Origin of the sequence: Fodinibius salinus, from assembly GCF_008124865.1 — a bacterium.
GTDB lineage: Bacteria > Bacteroidota > Rhodothermia > Balneolales > Balneolaceae > Fodinibius > Fodinibius salinus.
Genome location: NZ_VNHY01000002.1, coordinates 885,078 through 904,841, shown reverse-complemented (window position 1 = coordinate 904,841; position 19,764 = coordinate 885,078). Strand labels below are relative to the sequence as shown.

Annotated in this window: 14 protein-coding genes and 1 riboswitch; of the genes, 5 read left to right on the top strand and 9 right to left on the bottom strand. The window is 43.8% G+C overall.

Translation table 11 applies throughout. The annotated features are described in order from the left end of the window. A riboswitch (TPP riboswitch) is annotated at positions 1–96 on the bottom strand. Positions 97–380: 284 nt separating this feature from the next. Both LX73_RS08895 and LX73_RS08890 read right to left on the bottom strand, forming a co-directional pair. After that, the gene (locus tag LX73_RS08895) at positions 381–2,903 is read right to left on the bottom strand and encodes a M14 family metallopeptidase (protein WP_148899113.1); all 2,523 of its coding nucleotides are present in this window, start codon (positions 2,901–2,903) and stop codon (positions 381–383) included. Positions 2,904–2,916: 13 nt separating this feature from the next. After that, on the bottom strand, positions 2,917–3,357 hold the full coding sequence (locus LX73_RS08890; protein WP_246138208.1) for a nuclear transport factor 2 family protein: 441 nt from the start codon (positions 3,355–3,357) through the stop codon (positions 2,917–2,919). 197 nt (positions 3,358–3,554) lie between these two features. Between LX73_RS08890 and polX the strand changes: the two genes are divergently transcribed. The 3 genes from polX to yaaA all read left to right on the top strand — a co-directional run bounded on the left by polX (position 3,555) and on the right by yaaA (position 6,850). Next, entirely contained in the window at positions 3,555–5,306 is a 1,752-nt protein-coding gene (polX, locus tag LX73_RS08885; protein ID WP_148899111.1) for a DNA polymerase/3'-5' exonuclease PolX, read from the top strand. An 85-nt stretch (positions 5,307–5,391) separates the two neighbouring features. Next, complete coding sequence (locus LX73_RS08880; RefSeq protein ID WP_148899110.1) at positions 5,392–5,853, top strand: CHRD domain-containing protein; 462 nt, start codon at positions 5,392–5,394, stop codon at positions 5,851–5,853. Positions 5,854–6,088: 235 nt separating this feature from the next. After that, complete coding sequence (yaaA, locus tag LX73_RS08875; protein WP_148899109.1) at positions 6,089–6,850, top strand: peroxide stress protein YaaA; 762 nt, start codon at positions 6,089–6,091, stop codon at positions 6,848–6,850. Between the two features lie 221 nt (positions 6,851–7,071). Here the strand turns inward: yaaA and LX73_RS08870 are convergent, their stop codons facing one another. Together LX73_RS08870 and LX73_RS08865 are read right to left on the bottom strand one after the other, a co-directional pair. After that, positions 7,072–7,824, bottom strand: a complete 753-nt coding sequence (locus LX73_RS08870) for a DUF6503 family protein (RefSeq protein WP_148899108.1) — start codon at positions 7,822–7,824, stop codon at positions 7,072–7,074. Between the two features lie 223 nt (positions 7,825–8,047). Beyond that, a complete protein-coding gene (locus LX73_RS08865) occupies positions 8,048–9,016 on the bottom strand; it encodes a methylenetetrahydrofolate reductase (protein ID WP_148899107.1) in 969 nt (322 codons plus the stop codon). 344 nt (positions 9,017–9,360) lie between these two features. Here LX73_RS08865 and metH point away from each other — a divergent pair, with 344 nt between their 5' ends. After that, the gene (gene metH, locus LX73_RS08860) at positions 9,361–13,056 is read left to right on the top strand and encodes a methionine synthase (protein WP_148899106.1); all 3,696 of its coding nucleotides are present in this window, start codon (positions 9,361–9,363) and stop codon (positions 13,054–13,056) included. 47 nt (positions 13,057–13,103) lie between these two features. On the opposite strand, the gene LX73_RS08855 is transcribed toward metH, so the two are convergent. The 5 genes from LX73_RS08855 to LX73_RS08835 form a co-directional block, all read right to left on the bottom strand. Further along, positions 13,104–13,700 (bottom strand): hypothetical protein, encoded by a 597-nt coding sequence (locus LX73_RS08855; RefSeq protein WP_211359395.1) that lies wholly within the window; start codon positions 13,698–13,700, stop codon positions 13,104–13,106. Continuing rightward, positions 13,693–14,217 (bottom strand): RNA polymerase sigma factor, encoded by a 525-nt coding sequence (locus tag LX73_RS08850; protein WP_170245641.1) that lies wholly within the window; start codon positions 14,215–14,217, stop codon positions 13,693–13,695. The genes LX73_RS08855 and LX73_RS08850 overlap by 8 nt, the downstream gene beginning before the upstream one ends. Beyond that, entirely contained in the window at positions 14,210–15,088 is an 879-nt protein-coding gene (locus LX73_RS08845) for an alpha/beta fold hydrolase (protein ID WP_170245640.1), read from the bottom strand. Before LX73_RS08845 ends, LX73_RS08850 begins: the two co-directional genes overlap by 8 nt. A 152-nt stretch (positions 15,089–15,240) precedes the next feature. Continuing rightward, the gene (locus LX73_RS08840; protein WP_148899102.1) at positions 15,241–16,479 is read right to left on the bottom strand and encodes a serine hydrolase domain-containing protein; all 1,239 of its coding nucleotides are present in this window, start codon (positions 16,477–16,479) and stop codon (positions 15,241–15,243) included. A gap of 309 nt (positions 16,480–16,788) precedes the next feature. Next, positions 16,789–18,330, bottom strand: coding sequence for a sodium:solute symporter (locus LX73_RS08835; RefSeq protein WP_148899101.1), 1,542 nt, complete (start codon positions 18,328–18,330; stop codon positions 16,789–16,791). A 195-nt stretch (positions 18,331–18,525) separates the two neighbouring features. On the opposite strand from LX73_RS08835, the gene LX73_RS08830 reads away from it, so the two are divergent. Continuing rightward, positions 18,526–19,722, top strand: a complete 1,197-nt coding sequence (locus LX73_RS08830) for an anhydro-N-acetylmuramic acid kinase (RefSeq protein WP_148899100.1) — start codon at positions 18,526–18,528, stop codon at positions 19,720–19,722. The last annotated feature ends 42 nt before the right edge of the window (positions 19,723–19,764 follow it).

The following is a 19,764-nucleotide window of genomic DNA, read 5'->3' as shown; positions in this document are numbered from 1 at the left end:
TCCCTGCCAACCTGGTTTCCCTACGCCGGTTTTACCCGGTTCAGGTTCTTAGGGTATGATCTCAGCCTGCTGTTGCAAGCACCCCCAACCTTGGGTATAGTTAGAATGCGCCCTAAGATACAGGCATCAGGGGGAAGTTTCAAAAGATAAGGCTAAATAAATACTGATAGCTCCCAGCGCAGCTGGAAACATTCTCCTCATTTTGATGATAAAGACGTAGGTAGAGAGAAAACAAAAATTACCACCTAAAATAGGCCGCGATTTGCTGGTTCTAGGACCAAGTATTGGAACCAGATCGTGATCGATCCTAGCATTTAAATAAATTGGCTCCTACGCAAAGCATAGGAGCCAGATACAATTACATCATTTGTGATAACAGCTTACTGTCCTACCAAAAACACGGCATTGCCAAACAGCTGCTTGCCATTATACCAGAAAGCGCGGAACAGGGGGTTATCAATCATGTAAACTACCGATCCAGAACCCATATTCTGCACGCCAAAAGTCAGGCTGTTTTGAATACCCTCTTTTGCCTCATGACCCAAAAAACCGCTCATGTGTGCTCCTTCTTTGGTAACACCCACATTCCAGCCATTCTCCAGATATTGGTAGCTACTGGTATTGAGCTTCAACGAAAAGTAGTTACCTTTGTAGCCGAAAGCCAGTGGATGCGTGTTATCCATCGTAACCTTGAAAATGGATCCCGGATTAAAACTGGAAATACTTTCGCGCTGCTGCTCACCGTATTTGTCTAATTGGTTAGCCACTTCTGCACTTTCACTTTCATCATCTTTCTTCCGCTTCAAAGCAAATCTCTCTTTGCCGGCCAGCAAATTATTACCACCCTGCACGGCAATTAGCTTGCCACCTGAAGAAATCCACTCTTTAATTTCGCCAAGCCGATCACTATCCAGCTCGTCACCATAATAAGACGGCAGAATCAGCACATCATATTTACTAAGATCAACATCACCGAAATAATTAGTATCCAGCATCGTCAGCGGATAGTTAATCTGCTTGTCAAAATAGTGCCAAATTTCGCCGACCATACCTGCATCTGTACCGCTGCCCGAAAGCAGTGCTACCCGCGGAGGTTCCAAATAGCGCACCGACGATGAGCCAAAGTCGGGCCCTGACTCTACAAATCCCGTTGAGGCTGCATACAGCTGCTGGTTATGCTTGTTCGCAATCTCTTGTACAGTGCTGTCAAAATCCTTAGTGAAAATCTTATTATCAGAACGTGTAATAATTAACGTTCCACGATCATACGACTGCCCATCCACAGTAAAAGACTTTTGCGCAAAACGAACTCTGATCTCTTGCTTGAGTAGATCACTGAGTAAACCTATATCTTCCAAATCTTGCCACTTAGCCAGATAGGCATACGGTTTGCCAGAAATCTCATTTTCCAACTCTTTCTTTGGGGCCGATGCCTGTTCTACATCCAAACGTTGCTTCAGCGCATAACCGTCCAGACCATAAGCATAATGCTGTCCCCAAGCTGTAATATCATAAGTTACGGAATCAGAAAGCTCTGGCTTGGGCTCAAACAAAATGCGCGCCATTACAGATTTGGGCTGATAAACGCTCACCAGGTAGTCATCCTTACTAACTGAAACTTCTTCGCTCTCTCCGGTCTCGTAGTTATATCCCCTCAACGATTGTGACTGCGTGGGCTGCCCATACTTTACCTTGTGTTTATCTAATAAATCAAACAGTGCCTGCAGCTTATCCGGATTGTTATCGCCTTTAATCACAAACGTCTCGTATTCTCCCTGGGGGTTATTTTGAGCCCTGTCATAGTAACTGCTAAACTCACTGACCAGCCTGCCCGCATTTTTCGAGCTGATCTCTACTGTTGATAATCCCGTTGTATGATGATGGGTCAACCGATCGTTAAGCGTAAGCGTATCCCCCTCGGTTTTAAGGATGCCGAGTCCTGCCAGGCTGTGACCGGCTTGCTCGTAAGTCATGCCGATTGCACCATTAAAAATGGGATAGGTATCCCCATAGCTGGGATAAAAAAGATCGAACACTTCGCGCGTAAAGTAGAGCCAATTGTTTTTATTAAAGTACTTTGCATGATTTTGACCAATGGTAAATTGGAATTCCGACTGCCAATCGGTAATCGCATTATGAAACGGCTTGGCTGCCGGCGCAAAATAATAGGGAGAATCATATTCCTGCTCATGGAAATCAACATGAATATGAGGCATCCATTTTTGATACTCTGCAATACGATGACGGCTCTCCTTCTGAGTAAGCCACGCCCAGTCACGGTTCAGATCAAAATAATAGTGATTCGTACGTCCACCGGGCCACGGCTCGTGATGTTCGCGAGCATTGAGATGTACATTCGGCTGGGTTCCCACGGTCTGCTTGTACCAATAAACGTAGCGGTCGCGCCCGTCGGGATTGAGCATGGGATCTATAATAACCACTGTATTCTGCAGCCATTTTTTTGTGCGCGCATTATCAGGACGCACAAGTTCGTAAATCGTCTTCATGGCCGCCTCACTGCTGGAGGTCTCATTACCATGCACATTATAACTGAGCCACACAATGGCGGTACTGTCGCCGGTGGGGGTACCATCACGCAAACCGGTGCGCTTTAGGTTGTTAGTACGGATTTCTTGCAGCTTATCCATATTCTTCCTAGCTGAAATATAGGCAAGCATAAGTTGCCGTCCCTCGTTTGTAGTTCCATACTGATTCGTTTTCACCTGTGGCGATTGCTCAGCCACATGCCAGAAATAGTCCATAACTTTGTGGTGAGGGGTCCACTGACTGCCCAACTCATAACCAAGAAATTCAGAGGGTGCTTGCAACCCGGATTGTGCTTTTAAGCCAGTCGAAATGAAGAGTAGAAAAAACAGAGGGTATAGAAATCGTAGCTTAGTCATTACTTATTACTCGTCAGTTAGAATTATTCGAAGATTGTTCTTGCAGCGCCTTTTCAACTTGGGCTACCACCGTATCGGCAATAGTATTGGGAATGGGAATAGACAAATTATAGTGCGCAATCTTCCATTCTCCTTTTTGATAGATCAATACGCCGCTACCGCGAGCCGGGCCCAGGTTGGGGGTATCCAAAGACTCATCAAACCAGGCTGTGCGACCGTTATCAGAAAAAGAAACATGCCGTTCAACGGGGGTGAAATTCCATGCTTTTCCGCGGTCAAAATAGGGCTTGGCCCAAGGACGGAATTCCGCGACCGTCCACCGCTCAGTAGCATCTGTACCCATAAAAATGGCACTGTCACTTGCAAAATGATTAAAATAACGTCCAAAATCTGCATCTTCAGCCGCATTGTGCCAGTCATCCAGCACCTGATTAACTTTATCTGTTGAGGGCACTCTATCTAAGGATCCTGTACAAGAAACAGCGCAAAGCACGACGAACAATATCAAGTATTTTTTCATAGTAAATATTGGGTTATTTGAATTTTTAATGGTACTAAATGGTTCTTAATTCCCAAAACTAGAACAGTTATCTTTTAGAACTTTTCCACCGAATCCAATAATTTCTTTCAAAAATAACTGAACTACATCTTATGTCCATAACTAATGCTGAAATTGCCGATCGGTTACGCGAAATTTATCAGCTGATGCAGCTGGCCGGTGAAAATCGTTTTCGCGCCATTGCCTTTGATCGCGCCGCCCAAACAATCGAATCTCTCAATGACGATATCAATGAATATATTGAAAATGATACGCTAACTAACATCAAAGGTATTGGCGATTCTATTGCTGAGGATATCACCTCTTATGCTAAAACAGGCACTATTGAAGTACTTGAAAGCCTGCGCGAGCAAATTCCGGAGGGTATCATCAAATGGCTGGAGATATCTGGCCTGGGGCCCAAGAATATTGCCAAAATACACCAGCAGCTGGATATTACAGAACTAGATGAACTCAAAGAAGCCTGCCAAGACGGACGGGTGGCCTCCCTCGACGGACTGGGGGAAAAGTCAGCTCAGAAAATTGCTAAATCTATTGAGTGGATGCAACAGTTTGACCAACGATGCCGACTTGACGAAGCACTGGATATTGCCGGGCCTATCTATGATTTTCTTAAAAAGTTAGAAGGCGTTGAAGCTATTGATGTTGCCGGCTCGCTGCGCCGGTACAAAGAAACCATCGGCGATGTGGATATCCTGATTGGTGCTAAAGAAGAAGATATTGACCAGCTATTTGACGCCTTTGTTGACCACGAACTGGTAGTAGAAGTGCTGGGCCGCGGAGAAACCAAAAGCTCCATCCGCACCGAAAATGGCCGTCAGGTAGATCTACGCATCGTTAAACCCGAACAATTTGCAGCCGCTCTCATGTACTTTACCGGCAGCAAAGAACATAACGTTGTGCTACGCCAGCGTGCTCGCGAACGGGGACTTTCACTCAACGAATATGGTCTCTTTAAGTTAAATGATGAAGGCGATACCAATTTTGAGAAGCCCATTGATTACGATTCTGAAAGTGATATCTATCAACATCTGGACCTAAACTTTATCCCGCCTGAACTGCGCGAAGATCACGGTGAAATTACTTTTTATGAAGAAAATGAGTCTATGAATCTTGTCGAAGAAGGTGACATTCGCGGCGTCATCCACGCACACAGTACTTATAGCGACGGCAAGTTTTCAATTAAAGAAATGGCCGAAGCCTGTATAGAACGCGGCTATGAGTATTTGGGCATTACTGACCATTCCCAAACGGCGGCCTATGCGGGCGGACTTTCGGTAGATAAAATCAAAGAACAATGGGAAGAAGTAGATCAGCTTAACGAAGAATACGGATCTGATTTTCGCATCTTCAAAGGCATAGAATCAGATATCCTTAGTGACGGGAGTCTCGATTATGAGAATGAAATTCTAGAAAGTTTCGACTTTGTGATTGCCAGCGTCCACAACGGACTGGGTATGAATCGCCCAAAAATGATGAACCGTTTCCGTACAGCCATCAAAAATCCTTTCACCAGTATTGTGGGCCACCCGACCGGGCGCCTGTTGCTGAAACGCGACGGCAGTGACCTGGACATGAATGAGCTTATTGAGCTGGCAGCCAAGCACAATACAGCTATCGAAATTAATGCTAACCCCCACCGGCTGGATCTCGACTGGCGCCATGGCAACAAGGCTAAAGAGGTGGGGCTCATGTCATCAATCAATCCTGATGCACACAGCAAAAAAGGTATTGATCACATCCCCTACGGTGTGCATATTGCCCGTAAAGCCAAATTTGAAAAGGAGCGTATCCTCAACACCAAAAGTAAGGATGAAGTAGCAAAGTGGTTTGCATCATCATAAAATATTTACCTTTGTACGAAGTTTTATATACGAGTAGTTTATATATTTGATCTGTTAAAATCCTGTTTTGAATAATAGCTGACTTATGAACACCTCATATAATATTACGTACATTTTTATCGCTGCTCTTTTAGTGACCTTGGCAGGTCCATTGGCAACTAGTGCCCAGCAATCTGCGGATGTCTACCTGGGAGGACACAAGATGCAGCCCAAGGTACAAACCAGCGGTTCGGGCATGGTTACTGTTACCCTTAAAGATGATAGCCTAACGGTAGAAGGTGATTTTGAATATTTAACCGGCAACTATTCGGGCGCATATATCATGTATGATATTAAGAAACGACCTGACAACCAGCTGTTTTCTTTAACGGCGGATGTAAATGAAAACAAAAGGTCAGGTACTTTTTCTACCGAACAAAACCGGTTTCAACTTTCAAAAGCCGAACAAAAGCTGATTAAAGAAGGTAGTCTTTACATTATGATAAGCTCTTTTGAGCACCAAACCGGGGAAATAAGGGGCAATATTCCGGCAATGAGCAATAAGTAAAATTCACTCATGATATCATCAAGTGTAATGCTAAGTGCTTCGCGGGCCACACCAATCCTCGTACCTAAAAGAAAAATTGCACCGTCGGTACTACAACACCTAAACTGATTGCAGTTGTATTTTTATTTATGATCATTCCTGCTGATTTTCAACATTATATATGGAATGAAATCATTTCTAAAAAGAGTTATATAACCTAATAAAAACAAGAACTTACCATTAACATCTCCAGCTTATGAAAATCGTTTTATCTCCTGCCAAATCATTGGACTATGACCGAGAATTGCCGACCGATCGCGCTACACAACCTCGTTTTTTGGATGAAGCTGAAACACTGAACAACAAACTGGCACAGATATCGAAAGACGAACTAAAGGACCTTATGGACATCAGCCAAAACCTGGCCGACTTGAACTACGAACGGTATCAAAAATTTTCCACACCTTTTACCAAAGATAATGCACGTCCCTGCATTTATGCTTTTAACGGATCGGCTTTCAAAGAGCTGGATGCTTATACTATCGATGATTCACATTTGGATACCCTTCAAAACAGCCTCCGCATATTGTCGGGCATGTACGGAGTACTACGTCCGCTGGACCTGATGCAACCCTACCGTCTGGAGATGGGGACCAAAATGCAGGTTAACGGCCATGATAAGCTGTACGAATTTTGGGGCGATAGTATCACCGAGGCGCTAAATGATGAACTTGACGATGATGAACTGTTTGTCAACCTAGCCAGCAAAGAATATTTCAAGGCATTGGATGCAGACAAGCTGAATGTGGACGTCATAAAACCAAAATTCAAAGACTACAAAAATGGTGATTTAAAAGTCATCGGCTTCTATGCTAAAAAGAACCGCGGAACTATGAGCCGTTACCTAGTCGAACATGAGGTTGACACATACGAAGGTCTGCTGGGATTTAACGGCAATGACTACAGCTATAGCGAAGAGCATACTGAAGACAGGAATAAGCCGGTTTTTGTACGGTAAAAGATCACCGTAGGGGCGTATTACAATACGCCCCTACTAACTCTTACCTTCCTAAGGAAAGGCGGTTTGAAAGGTTGGAAGTTGAAAGTTATTTCAACTCCTATAAAGTGCTATTATAAAAAAAATTCTAATCCATCCAGCCCGTATATCTAATTTGGTTTAAGCTAAGGATCTTTGCTCTTTCGTTGGAAACTCTGTGATATCCTGAGCGCACTTTTTGGTTAGTTGCGATCTAAAATATCAACCGTAACACTATCGAGGTTAACCTCAGAGACTTTATTAAGAGTGTCAGCTTGGAAATACGTCTCGTAATTTTCGAGGGGGCGCTCCATATCCGGTCCGCCATAGTTATGGTAGTCGGCAAATAGGATGCCTTCCACGTTGCGTACATTATAGGCCTCTCGAAAACGCGTACCCCCGTCACCGGTATGAAAGCGATATGCCAGGTAATCCATGGTGTATTCTGTTTGGTGGATCCAATAAATATACCGATCCTGGTAGTCGGTGCCCCCACCCTGCTGGTCAAAAGTTACTTCAATTTCGTAGTATGGCTCTTCCCTAATTTTAGTGTGGCCCAATAACTTCTTGTTTACGGCAGCATCATTCAACTTATAGGGCAGCAATGCAAAATAAACCACAGAGTTTAATCCATTGGCATATGCGGTGGAATCTTCTTTTGACAGTGCTACAAGTGTATCATTAGCTGTGCGGCGAAAGCCGTCGTTGGTAAGCCGGTCGGTAAAAGTGCCTGTGGAATCGCTGATCGTTCGGCGGTAAGTAAAACTATTGCCGTTTTGCTTAACCGTATATTGAGTACCTCGGAAATCAAATGAAATAACAGAATGGCTGTAAGCATCACCGCCGTGAGTTTCTATGGCTTTATTGATGATGGATTGCCCATCATGCGGCTTGGAACAGTAGCTAAACAAAAAGATAGCGGCAAGTACTGCTGAGGAAATAATGATTTTTTTCATAGCGGAAAGAAATACAAATCCAAGATTATAGTTAATTGGTGGACTGTGAAAAACCATCTCAATAACTGCCGTCGTGACCCCCATGGATCCAAGGCTTGGCGATCTCCATTCGTAAAGCGGTTACCAGACTACCTCATCTCCTCCACCTCACTCACAGTAACTGAAGGGTCTGAAAGCCCCTTATAATAATTTTAAACATCCATTGAGATAAACAGCGTTCAATCTACCGACTTGCTACTTCGTGCCCCAGCGGCAGCTTGTCAATGGCATCCAGTGCGGGCGTAGGATCTCCCATTATATAAAAATGGATACCGGGCACGCCGCCTTCGAGCAGCTCGGTACACTGCTGAGCTGCCCATTCTATACCAATTTCACGGACGTTATCAACATCGGCCTGAACTTCTTCGGACAACTCCTCCGGAATATTGAGGTGAAAATACTTAGGTAGAAAATTGAGATGGCGTTCGCGTGTAAGCACCTTAAGTCCCGGCACAATGGGACATTCAATGCCCGCCTCCCGGCATTTTTCTACAAAGTTGAAGTATGCCTCGTTATCAAAAAACATCTGCGTTACAATATAATCCCCGCCGGCATCTACCTTCTTTTTGAGCTGTTGGATATCAAAATCAAGATTGGGCGCCTCAAAATGTTTTTCGGGATAACCGGCCACTCCAACACAAAAGTCTGTCTCCTGTGCGTTGACGATATCTTCGAGATACTGTCCCCGATTCATATCTGCAACTTGCTCAACAAGGTTGAGTGCATAGTTGTTAAAAGTGCCATTTTTATAGCGCGGCACTGAATCATCGGGTGAATCCCCGCGAACGGTAAGTACATTATCAATCCCCAGATAGTTAAGCTCAATCAGGGCATCTTCGGTCTCCTCTTTAGTAAAACCTTCACAAATGAGGTGCGGCACAGGGTCCACATCATATTTATGCTTGATGGCTGCGCAAAGCCCAATAGTACCAGGCCGTTTTCGCTTGATATGGCGCTTGACGGTACCGTCGCCCAGTTCCTCATAATATGACTCGGCTGCATGATAGGTTACATCAATAAAGGGTGGATTGTACTTCATTACCTTATCGAGTGACCTAAAAACCTTGTCCACCGACCCTCCGCGCTTCGGAGGGATAATTTCAAATGAAATCAGTGGTTCATCTGCTTGATCGTAGTGTTCAATAACTTTCATTTACTCTGCTATTCTTTGTATCTTTGGGATCCTTAAACATTTCAGCTTGCTGTGCTGTTTTCCAACGAGAATCTAACGGTGTCTAAGGTAAGCACTTCGCAGCTTAGTTGAAAAGTTTTTGCGCAACCACAAGTACCTTATAATTAATTACCTGATAATGTTGATGCTTTAAGTACCATTTATAACTGATCAATCTCTTTTAGCCCCCCTCTTTTCTAAGAGGATTTTCTAACAGTCTAAACTTCAAGACTCCCTCCTTACTTCCCCAAACTATTTGGCGAAAAAGGAGAACAAGAGGATCTACTTGAACAGTTGATACATTATCTGATTTTAAAAAAAATCTTATGACATTTGAACAAATAAAGGATCAGCTACAGGATCGCATTCTCGTTATGGATGGTGCGATGGGTACCATGATCCAAAATCAAGACCTCTCCGAAGAAGATTACCGCGGCGAACGTTTTGCCGACTTTAAAAACGCTGACCTACAAGGCAATAATGACCTACTCAGCCTCACCCAGCCGGATATCATCAAAGATATTCACCGCCAATTCTTGGCCGCGGGCTCTGATATTATTGAAACCAACACTTTTAACAGCACTTCTATTTCGCAGGCTGATTACGAAATGCAGGATCTGGCCTATGAGCTGAATGTGGCGGCGGCAAAAAATGCCCGTGAAGTAGCAGATACGTTTACTGAAAAAAATCCCAACAAGCCCCGGCTTGTGGCCGGTGCCATTGGTCCCACCAATAAAACGTTGTCTCTTTCGCCGGATGTGGAAGATCCCGGCTACCGCGACATCACATTTGATCAGCTTAAAGAAGCATATTCCGAACAAATACGAGGACTCGTTGAAGGTGGCGTGGATATCCTGCTCGTGGAAACAATCTTTGATACACTGAACGCCAAAGCAGCTATTTATGCCATCCATAAATTCCAGGAAGAAACTGGTAAAGAAATTCCGGTGATGATTTCGGGTACCATTGTTGACCAGAGCGGTCGTACGCTATCGGGACAGACAACCGAGGCTTTCTGGATCTCGGTATCTCATACCAAAAATTTGATAAGTGTAGGTCTCAATTGTTCCCTGGGCTCCGAACAAATGCGTCCATATATTGAAGAATTAGCAAATGTGGCTACTTGCCACACCAGCCTCTACCCTAATGCCGGCCTGCCCGATGAGATGGGAGAATATAATGAGACGCCAGAGTTTATGGCCGATCAGCTGCGGGAATATGCTGAATCGGATTTTGTGAATATAGTGGGCGGCTGCTGCGGTACTACTCCCGAACATATCGAGGCCATTGCCGAAGCGGCAAAAGAGTGTTCTCCACGTGATATTCCCGAACAAGAACCCTATCTACGACTCAGTGGACTAGAGCCACTGGTTGTTCGTCCCACCACTAATTTTGTAAATATCGGCGAACGCACGAATGTGATGGGATCCCGCAAATTCAAGCGGCTCATCAAAAATGAAAAGTATGAGGAAGCCTTGTCAGTAGCACGCCAGCAGGTCGAAAACGGCGCCCAAATTATCGATATCAATATGGATGAGGGCATGCTGGAATCGGAAGAAGTGATGGTGGACTTTATGCAGCTGATAGCAGCAGAGCCCGATATTTCGCGCGTTCCCATCATGATTGATTCTTCCAAGTGGTCAGTACTCAAAGCGGGTCTCAAAACGGCCCAAGGGAAATGCGTGGTGAACTCCATTTCACTAAAGGAAGGAGAAGAACAATTCAAAGAACGGGCACAAGAAATCCTGAACTTTGGCGGAGCAGTTGTTGTAATGGGCTTCGACGAGAAAGGACAGGCCGACAGTTATGAGCGTCGTATCGAAATTGCCGAACGTGCCTACAATATCCTTACTGATGAAGTCGGTTTTGCGCCACAGGATATTATCTTAGACCCTAATATCTTAACAGTAGCTACCGGTATTGAAGAACATCGTACTTATGCTATCGATTTTATTGAAGCTACTGAATGGATTAAGGACAACCTGCCACTGGCACAGGTCAGCGGTGGACTCAGCAATATTTCGTTTTCCTTCCGCGGCAATAATAAAGTACGTGAAGCTATGCACGCGGCTTTTCTGTATCACGCCATCCAAGCCGGACTCGATATGGCTATTGTCAATGCGGGGCAGCTTGAAGTGTATGAAGAAATCCCCCAAAAGCTACGTAAACTGGTAGAAGACGTGCTGTTCAACCGCCGCGATGACGCCACAGAACGCTTGGTCGATTACGCCGAAGATATTAAAGATGAGGATACGGAAACAGAAGAAAAGACTGAAGAGTGGCGCGAAGATCCTGTTGAAGACCGTATCAAACATGCCTTGATCAAAGGTATTGTGGACCATATTGTAGATGATGTAGAGGAAGCCCGCCAGCAATACGACCAGCCAATCGAAGTAATCGAAGGCCCCATGATGAACGGTATGGATGTAGTGGGCGACCTGTTTGGATCGGGCAAGATGTTTTTGCCGCAGGTGGTAAAAAGTGCCCGCGTAATGAAGAAGGGGGTTGCTCACCTCGTACCTTTTATTGAGGAAGAAAAAAAGAAAAATGATAATAGTGAGCCCAAAGCCAAGGTACTGTTGGCTACTGTCAAAGGAGACGTGCACGATATTGGCAAAAATATTGTCTCGGTCGTACTGCGCTGTAATAATTTTGATGTTATTGATCTGGGGGTAATGGTGCCGGCCGATAAAATACTGGAAGAAGCACGTAAAGAAGAGGTAGATATTATCGGTCTCAGTGGACTCATTACTCCTTCGCTTGATGAAATGGTGCATGTAGCTAAGGAACTGGATCGAGAAGAGTTTGAGCAACCGCTGATGATTGGCGGAGCAACGACCTCTCGCATGCATACAGCGGTCAAAATTGAGCCCAATTACGAGCAACCGGTCATCCACGTGCTTGATGCTTCACGCAGCGTTTCGGTCACTGGTAACCTTGTCTCCAAGACATTGCGTGATGAGTTCGTCAAAAAGACAAAAAATGAATATCTAAAACTTCGCAAACGTCACGAAGGCCGCTCTAGCCGTAAAACATATCTCTCGTTAGGAGAGGCTCGCGACAATGCCACGGATATCGACTGGGAATCATCGGAAATCATTACGCCCAATAAGCTGGGTAAACGAGTCTTTGATAATTATCCGCTCGAAGAGATTAGAAACTACATCGACTGGGGCCCGTTTTTTATCGCCTGGCAAATGAAAGGCAAATTCCCCGATATACTAGAGGATGACAAATATGGTGAAGAGGCACGCAAACTCTTTGATGACGCCAATGAACTTCTGGATCGAATTATTGATCAACAATTGTTGAAGGCAAAAGCCGTGCTGGGACTTTATCCCGCAAACTCGGTAGGTGACGATGTACAACTGTATACCGATGACAACCGGAATCAAATTCTCACTACACTTCACATGCTGCGCCAGCAGGCCCAGAAGCGCCGCGGCCAACCAAATAAAGCGCTATCTGATTTTGTAGCTCCCAAGTCATCGGGAATCAAGGATTATATGGGCGGCTTTGCAGTAACCGCCGGCATTGGCGCGCCGGAGCTAGTTAAGCAGTTTGAGGATAATCATGATGATTATAATGCCATCCTCACCAAAGCACTGGCTGATCGCCTGGCTGAGGCATTTACCGAATTACTCCACGAGAAGGTACGAAAAGATATCTGGGGCTACGCACCGGATGAGGATTTATCTAATAAAGAACTTATCAAAGAACAATATGACGGTATTCGCCCCGCTGCAGGCTATCCCGCCCAGCCGGACCATACCGAAAAACGTATCCTATTTGATCTGCTTGATGCCCCTGAAACAACAGGCATTACCCTGACGGAATCATGTGCCATGCATCCTGCTGCTTCAGTAAGTGGACTGTATTTTGCTCATCCCGAATCGGATTACTTCAATGTAGGCAACCTACGGAAAGATCAGATCGAAGATTACGCCCAGCGAAAAGATATGAGCCTAGAAGAGGTCGAAAAATGGTTGGGACCAAACCTGAATTATGAACCGGAAGAGTAAAATTTTAGACAGCCGTCTTGATTATATAATCTTTCCACAACGGCTATTCATTCCAATCCTTCTTTCATAGATTCAAAATCACGAATCAGCGGATCAATTGTTTGTTGTTCTTTATTGTATCTACGCCGGACCTCAAAGGCAACAAACCCCGCTATCATAATACTTACACCCATATGGATAACCCAACGCCACATCAGCCGAAGATCGCTGAGTACGCCCACATAAATAAGGTTAAGAGCAACAATGAGTAAGAGGGTATAAACAGGAATTATTATCAGCATAAGCACCTTTCGACATTTCAGCTTTCGAATAGCCGAACTCAGATATCGGCGGCTGTTTTGACGAAGATTGCTCCACTTTTTGGATGTATTTCGATACCAAGCAAATATTCCCGCGACAATCATTTCCACTGTCATAATCATTATCCCGCTCCAAACCCACCACGAAGCATCATCCATAAACCAAAACATTCCCCACAAGAAAGCAATCGTCAGTAAAAACGCTATGCTAATGGCAATATTTTCTTTTCTTGTTTTCCGCTGAATATCTTCAAAATTGTTAAGCATCGTTGCAAATTGCTGATTTTCAGCGTCGAATGATGACGGTTTATCCATCGATTGCCAATCAGATTTAAAATCATTCAAATTCATTGGTTGACCTCATTAGCTTTTCAAGTTTCTTTTTAATGCGATTGATTTTTACGCCTACATAGTTCTCAGAAATCCCTACCACTTCTCCAATTTTTTTATAGCTCAGCCCCTCCAGGTAAAGTGTAATAATCAGGCGATTTTGCTTTTCAAGATTATGGATACAATCGTGAAGCTCTCTGAGTTGGGGCAGTGGATCCAACGACGGTTTGCCTGCTTGACTATATTCAACGTCGCCAAAATCCGTCTCCAGTTTAAATCGTTGATCAAGCTTTTGCTGATTCTTTGAATATGTAATTGCTGTGTTGACTGTAATGCGATATATCCACGTTGATATTTTTGATTCGCCCCGAAAAGAATCAATATTGTTCCAGATATTCAGCATCACCTGCTGAAATAGATCCTTCACCTCAGACTCATCCTGCAAATACCCCACACATAAGCGATATACTTTATCGCTGTGTGACTGATAAAGGCTTTCAAATTGTTCCCTTTCTTGATCACTATTATTCATCCAAATACTGTTCAAGCGTTTGATAGAACCACTGGGGATCATCCATCATAATAAAATGCTTGGCATCTTCTGCTACACTGATCGTTTTTTCTGAGAGATTCTTGTACTGTTCTTGCGCCAGCTGTTGTACCTGCTTTGTACTGTACAACCGCTGGCCATTCATCGAAATATTACCGGCTACCATAATATAGGTCGGTGTTTGGATTTTACTGATTTCATCCCGCAGATCGGTTTGCATGAGACCTCCCATTGCATTCACAATAGTAGCACGATCAGACATCATAGACCACTTTAAGGCTTTCTGAATATTTTGCTCATCTGAAATCATCGTAGATAAGGTATTTTTCTGCTGTCTGCGAAATTGAACAGAATCCATTTGGGTCATCTGCTGAATCATCCTCTCCCGGGAAAATTGTACTGTTTCTTCTGTAGCTCCCGGTTGACGCAAGGCTGCTAAAAAAGGATAGGAATCTACAATTATCGACTTTTCTACAAGACTATCATTTGCAATAGCTATCCACAGGCTCAAAAATCCGCCCAGACTGTGTCCCATGACTATACCTGATCCATGGGCATCGATGTAATCCATGAGCTCTTTTCGCATGGTCTTAAGATAAGGTGTGCGGCTAATCGGCTCCTTACCGGCAAAACCGGCCAGGGTAAAAACGTGGCACTCGTAGCGATCCTTTAATCGCTCTACAGTACCTTGCCATACATCTCCGCTGCTTGCCAATCCCGGAATCATATAAACAGGTGCACCTGAACCATATACTTCAACCGTAAATGCCGGCTTTTTTTGATTTTTTGAGGGATCCTGCGTTTGCCCACTCACTATCAGTGGTATGGCAATCAGCATCCATAAAAAAAGCATATATTTTAATAATTCGACCGGGAAAATAGTTCTTAAAGGGGTTACTGGTATTCTTCGCTGCATAATGTTTGCTGTTTTTACTGATGATGTTGTGTCTTCTATTATTTTAGACTACTATCAGTAAAATTCTTACAGACTTTTTTGGGCTCGTGCTATTTTCTCTGTTGTACCACATCAAATATGGTCTGGCGGAGGGAATCCAGATCAAAATAATAGCCATTCTCTTGACGCCCTACATGTTGGCGATTGGTTAGCAGGATGATGGAGAGCGAATCACGTGGCACAGCTACAATATTGGTGCCCGTAAAACCGGTATGTCCGAAGGTCCTTTTCGGGCTTCCTTTAGCTGATATAAAATTTTTATCCATGGCCCAGCCCAGAGCGTTACCGAAACGATCTTTAGTTAAAAAAGTATCAATTACAGCCTCAGAGATAATGTGCTTGTCCTGAAACCGTCCCCCATCCAGTAGTAAATCAATCAATATTTGCAGCTCTTTTACCGTCGAAAAAAGCCCCGCATGTCCGGCCACCCCGCGATTGGCATACCACGCATTGCCGTCGTTAACTTCGCCGCGAAGCGTATACTGCCGCCATTCGTCCCACGATTCTGGCTCTACATCTACGTTATAGCCAAAGTCATTGTCATAGACCATCTGTTTTTCAAAGGGATTTCCCTGAGATGTTGCCGCGATCTTTTTGAACCCCTTTTTGGTCGGATTAAATACTGTATGCTGTAATCCTAAGGGTTTATATATCTTTTTCTGCAGATAGTTATTAAGACGCTGCCCGGATACTTCTTCAATAATTTTTGCCAGCAGCATAAATCCCAAATCGCTGTAGTGACGACCTTTGCCAACCTCCCATTTAAGAGATTGATCAGAAATATATTTCGTTATTTCATCGGGGTTTGAAACATGATAATAGATTGACTTCCACTGCGGCAGTCCGGATGTATGTGACACCAAATGGCGAATAGTAATTTTAGATTTTCGCCCTTTTTTAAATTCCGGAAGATAGGTATAGATAGGATCCTCAAGCTGAATTTTGTCTTCATCAACCAGCTTCATAATACCGAAAGTGGTAGCTGTTACTTTGGTAAGCGAAGCTAAATCAAATAGATGCTCAGCGCTCATCGGTTCGGGGTTTTGCATCGGCTGCATATTAAAACTGTACTTTTGAGCAAAACCGTAAGCCGCATGATGTAATATCGAATCCCCTTTTTTTACCTGTATTACCGCCCCGGGAATATGATCAGCGGCTATCTCTTTCTGGATGAGGCTGTCAATGGCAGGGATTTTTTCCACCCTAACTTGTTCGACTTCATTCTCATTAGAACAACCAACAAAGGCAACCCAAAAAACACAAATGATAACTGTTTTAACTATATCCATTACTATCCTTTCTTATTTATCTATTCATTTTTTCAATGATGAAAAAACGAATCAAAAAAATCACCGTCTGCGAATGCTAAACAGCTTCGAATGTTTTGAGAAGATAATTTCAATGGTCCATCACAACCCTGCTTATTTCTATGGATGTACCGGTATGAAATTATCACCCATCTCATAACATACGGAACTAGCATTCTTATGCCGGATTGAAAAATTTCTAAATCAAACTAACTACTATATTTCAAATACATCTGAAGGTAAAAACAGGAATACAATCTTGTTAGTATATCTACTTATAAAATCTACCTATTATTGATTACTGTTTCTTATCCACCGTGAGATATTACCCACTACAATTACAATAATACTACCTACTACTGTATAGAGCGGCCAGGCAATAGCCAACGGTTCGCCAGGCAGTAGGTTTTGAATGGGACCTTTAACCATATACAGTAACGCAGCCAGCCCCACAAAAAAGCTAATCATAGCATCTGTTTTATTCGGCCCCTCAAACAAGCGTCCCAATAAGAAAACTCCCAGTAATCCGCCGTAAGTGTAGGATGCAATGCCCAAACCTAATTCTACTACCGCAGGCTGTTCTCCCTCTTGTAACTGTAAATAGGCAAAGAAAAAAGCCGATCCCGTTAAAATAAATGCCCAAATAACAGTGATGATACGCGATATTTTAAGTTCTTCGGCTTTGGTACCGCCCCCGCCAAAATACGGTTTATACAGATCCAACGTGGTCGATGACGCCAGCGAATTGAGTGAAGAGCTGAGACTGCTCATGGCCGCAGCAAAAAGAGAAGCAATAACCAATCCCGAGAGCCCCACCGGCAACTGTTCGACAATAAACTTGGCGAAAATTTCGTCATTATTTGCCAACCCAAGCTGTGCGGCCGTTTGCGTATCATAAAAAGCATACAGTAGCAGGCCGATGAACAAAAACAGTCCAAATTGCAAAGCTACTACCACTCCGCTCCATACCAGCGCGCGCTGGCTGTCTTTAACGTTTCGCGTAGTCAGCAAACGCTGTACAATCAGCTGGTCGGTGCCGTGAGACGCAATGGAGAAAACAGCACCACCAATTAAGGCTGTGAAAAAGGTATAGGGCTGAGCTATGAAGTCCGTAAAAGATAGATCAAAACCGAAATCGAATATATGCAATTTATCAGCTTCTGAAGCCATCTGCATTGCGCCACTTAATCCATTTGGCAAATCTATAACGATAATAGCAATAGCTAAGGCGGCACCTCCCACATATACACCCATCTGCATCACATCCATCCAAACCACCGCTTTAATACCGCCGATAAGAGTATAAATAAGTGTAATGATTGAAATGACGGCGATAGCAAGCAGATACAGCTCCAGGTTGCCCCAACCGGTAAAGGCCCCACCCAATCGCAGAATAATAGCCAGCGGAATAGCTGTGGCAAAGAGGCGAACACCATCCGCAAGCAGGCGCGTAATCATAAAGACCGTACTGGCGGCATTCCGCATAGAGCCACCAAATCGCTGGGCCAAAAACTGGTACGCTGTTGAGAGATTCCCGTTGACATAGGCTGGCAAAAAAAGCTTACTGACTATAATACGTCCCACTATATAACCCAAGGTAATCTGCAAAAAGGTAAGGTTGCCCCCATAAGCCACCGCCGGAATACTAATAAATGTAAGTGTACTGGTCTCGGTCGCTACCACCGAAAACATAACAGCCCACCATGGCAGGTCGTTGCCACCCATAAAATAATCATCAGTCGATGACTGTCGGCCGGCTGCATAAATTCCCAACCCAGCCACTCCAACTAAGTATAGAACGATAACGATGTAATCTACTACAGAAAATTCCAAAGATGTAAATTGATTTAATTTTTAAGAGATCCCATTATAGTAATTTATTTCTATGATTACAGTTGGAGATTTCTGAACCTACTCCTATAACTTTATACACACTTCCTTATTAAAATTAAGACATATTCTGATTGCACTAACGATTCAAATACTGTTGATTAAAGCATCTATAACCCTCAAATAACTTTATGATATATGAATTCATCCGTTCAAAAACTACATCATGTAGCTCAAAAACCGAGTAGCAAGATCATCGGCTTAATGTCAGGCACTTCACTGGATGGATTAGATATAGCGTTATGTGAAATATCCGGCAATGGCCGGGAAACAACGGTATCTTTAGAAGAGTTTATTACAAAATCGTACGACGAGCACACCAAAAGGTACCTTCAAAAAATAGTATCCGTACCAGAAGTTTCACTGAAAAATGTTTGTCTGCAGCACAGCTGGCTTGGTGACCTCCACGGAGAGTTGGTTTTAGAAGTTCTTGATGAATGGGGCGTTAATCCAACAGAAATTGACTGCATTGCCAGTCACGGACAAACTATTTATCACGCCCCAAAATTACAACACGGGCAAGCTGATATGCCCAACGCTACACTCCAAATCGGAGATGGCGATCATATTGCGCAAAAGACGGGTATTATCACACTCAGTGACTTTCGTCAAAAACATACGGCGTGCGGTGGCCAAGGAGCCCCCATGGCTGCACTGGTCGATCAGATACTTTATGCTCATAACAATGAGGAGCGTATATTGCTGAATATCGGTGGTATCGCCAACTTCACTTATCTACCCGCACCGTCAAATACCCATCAAAAAACAGCAACAATCGATACTGGCCCCGGTAACACCCTTATAGATACGGCAGTCAATAAATATTTTAATAAGCCTTTTGACACTGACGGCGAAATTGCCCAGCAGGGATCTGTACAATCCGAAGCTCTACAAGCACTATTAACAGATCCCTATTTCCAACAACCACTGCCTAAAACAACAGGACCCGAACAGTTTAATCTCAGCTGGATAAACAAAAAATTGGATCAAAAAGGAATTGACAACCTGGCTCCCAAAGATCTGATTGCAACCCTGACTCAACTGACGATTAAAACAATCAGTGAAAGCATTCAAAAAGTCATCAGCAAAAATTCACCTCCAACATTATATATCAGTGGTGGTGGGCTTCACAACCCTGTGTTAATGAATGGGCTTGCCGAACAACTTCCAAATTGTCAGATCAAAAATTTTGCATCCATTGGATGCAATCCCGATGCCAAAGAGGCGGTCGTATTTGCAGTATTAGCAAATGAAACACTGTCGGGTGATGGATTTATGATAGATCCGGATTCCTCAGAAAAAATAACCTTTGGAAAGATATCTTTCCCAGATTAGACTGCACGCAGAAAAGTCATTCCAATCTCTTCATTCAGGAGT

Excerpts from the sequence above, each read along its gene's own strand:
- LX73_RS08895 (WP_148899113.1), bottom strand. The coding sequence starts at position 2,903 with ATGACTAAGCTACGATTTCTATACCCTCTGTTTTTTCTACTCTTCATT.
- polX (WP_148899111.1), top strand. The coding sequence starts at position 3,555 with ATGTCCATAACTAATGCTGAAATTGCCGATCGGTTACGCGAAATTTAT.
- LX73_RS08880 (WP_148899110.1), top strand. The coding sequence starts at position 5,392 with ATGAACACCTCATATAATATTACGTACATTTTTATCGCTGCTCTTTTA.
- yaaA (WP_148899109.1), top strand. The coding sequence starts at position 6,089 with ATGAAAATCGTTTTATCTCCTGCCAAATCATTGGACTATGACCGAGAA.
- LX73_RS08870 (WP_148899108.1), bottom strand. The coding sequence starts at position 7,824 with ATGAAAAAAATCATTATTTCCTCAGCAGTACTTGCCGCTATCTTTTTG.
- LX73_RS08865 (WP_148899107.1), bottom strand. The coding sequence starts at position 9,016 with ATGAAAGTTATTGAACACTACGATCAAGCAGATGAACCACTGATTTCA.
- metH (WP_148899106.1), top strand. The coding sequence starts at position 9,361 with ATGACATTTGAACAAATAAAGGATCAGCTACAGGATCGCATTCTCGTT.
- LX73_RS08850 (WP_170245641.1), bottom strand. The coding sequence starts at position 14,217 with ATGAATAATAGTGATCAAGAAAGGGAACAATTTGAAAGCCTTTATCAG.
- LX73_RS08845 (WP_170245640.1), bottom strand. The coding sequence starts at position 15,088 with ATGCTTTTTTTATGGATGCTGATTGCCATACCACTGATAGTGAGTGGG.
- LX73_RS08840 (WP_148899102.1), bottom strand. The coding sequence starts at position 16,479 with ATGGATATAGTTAAAACAGTTATCATTTGTGTTTTTTGGGTTGCCTTT.
- LX73_RS08830 (WP_148899100.1), top strand. The coding sequence starts at position 18,526 with ATGAATTCATCCGTTCAAAAACTACATCATGTAGCTCAAAAACCGAGT.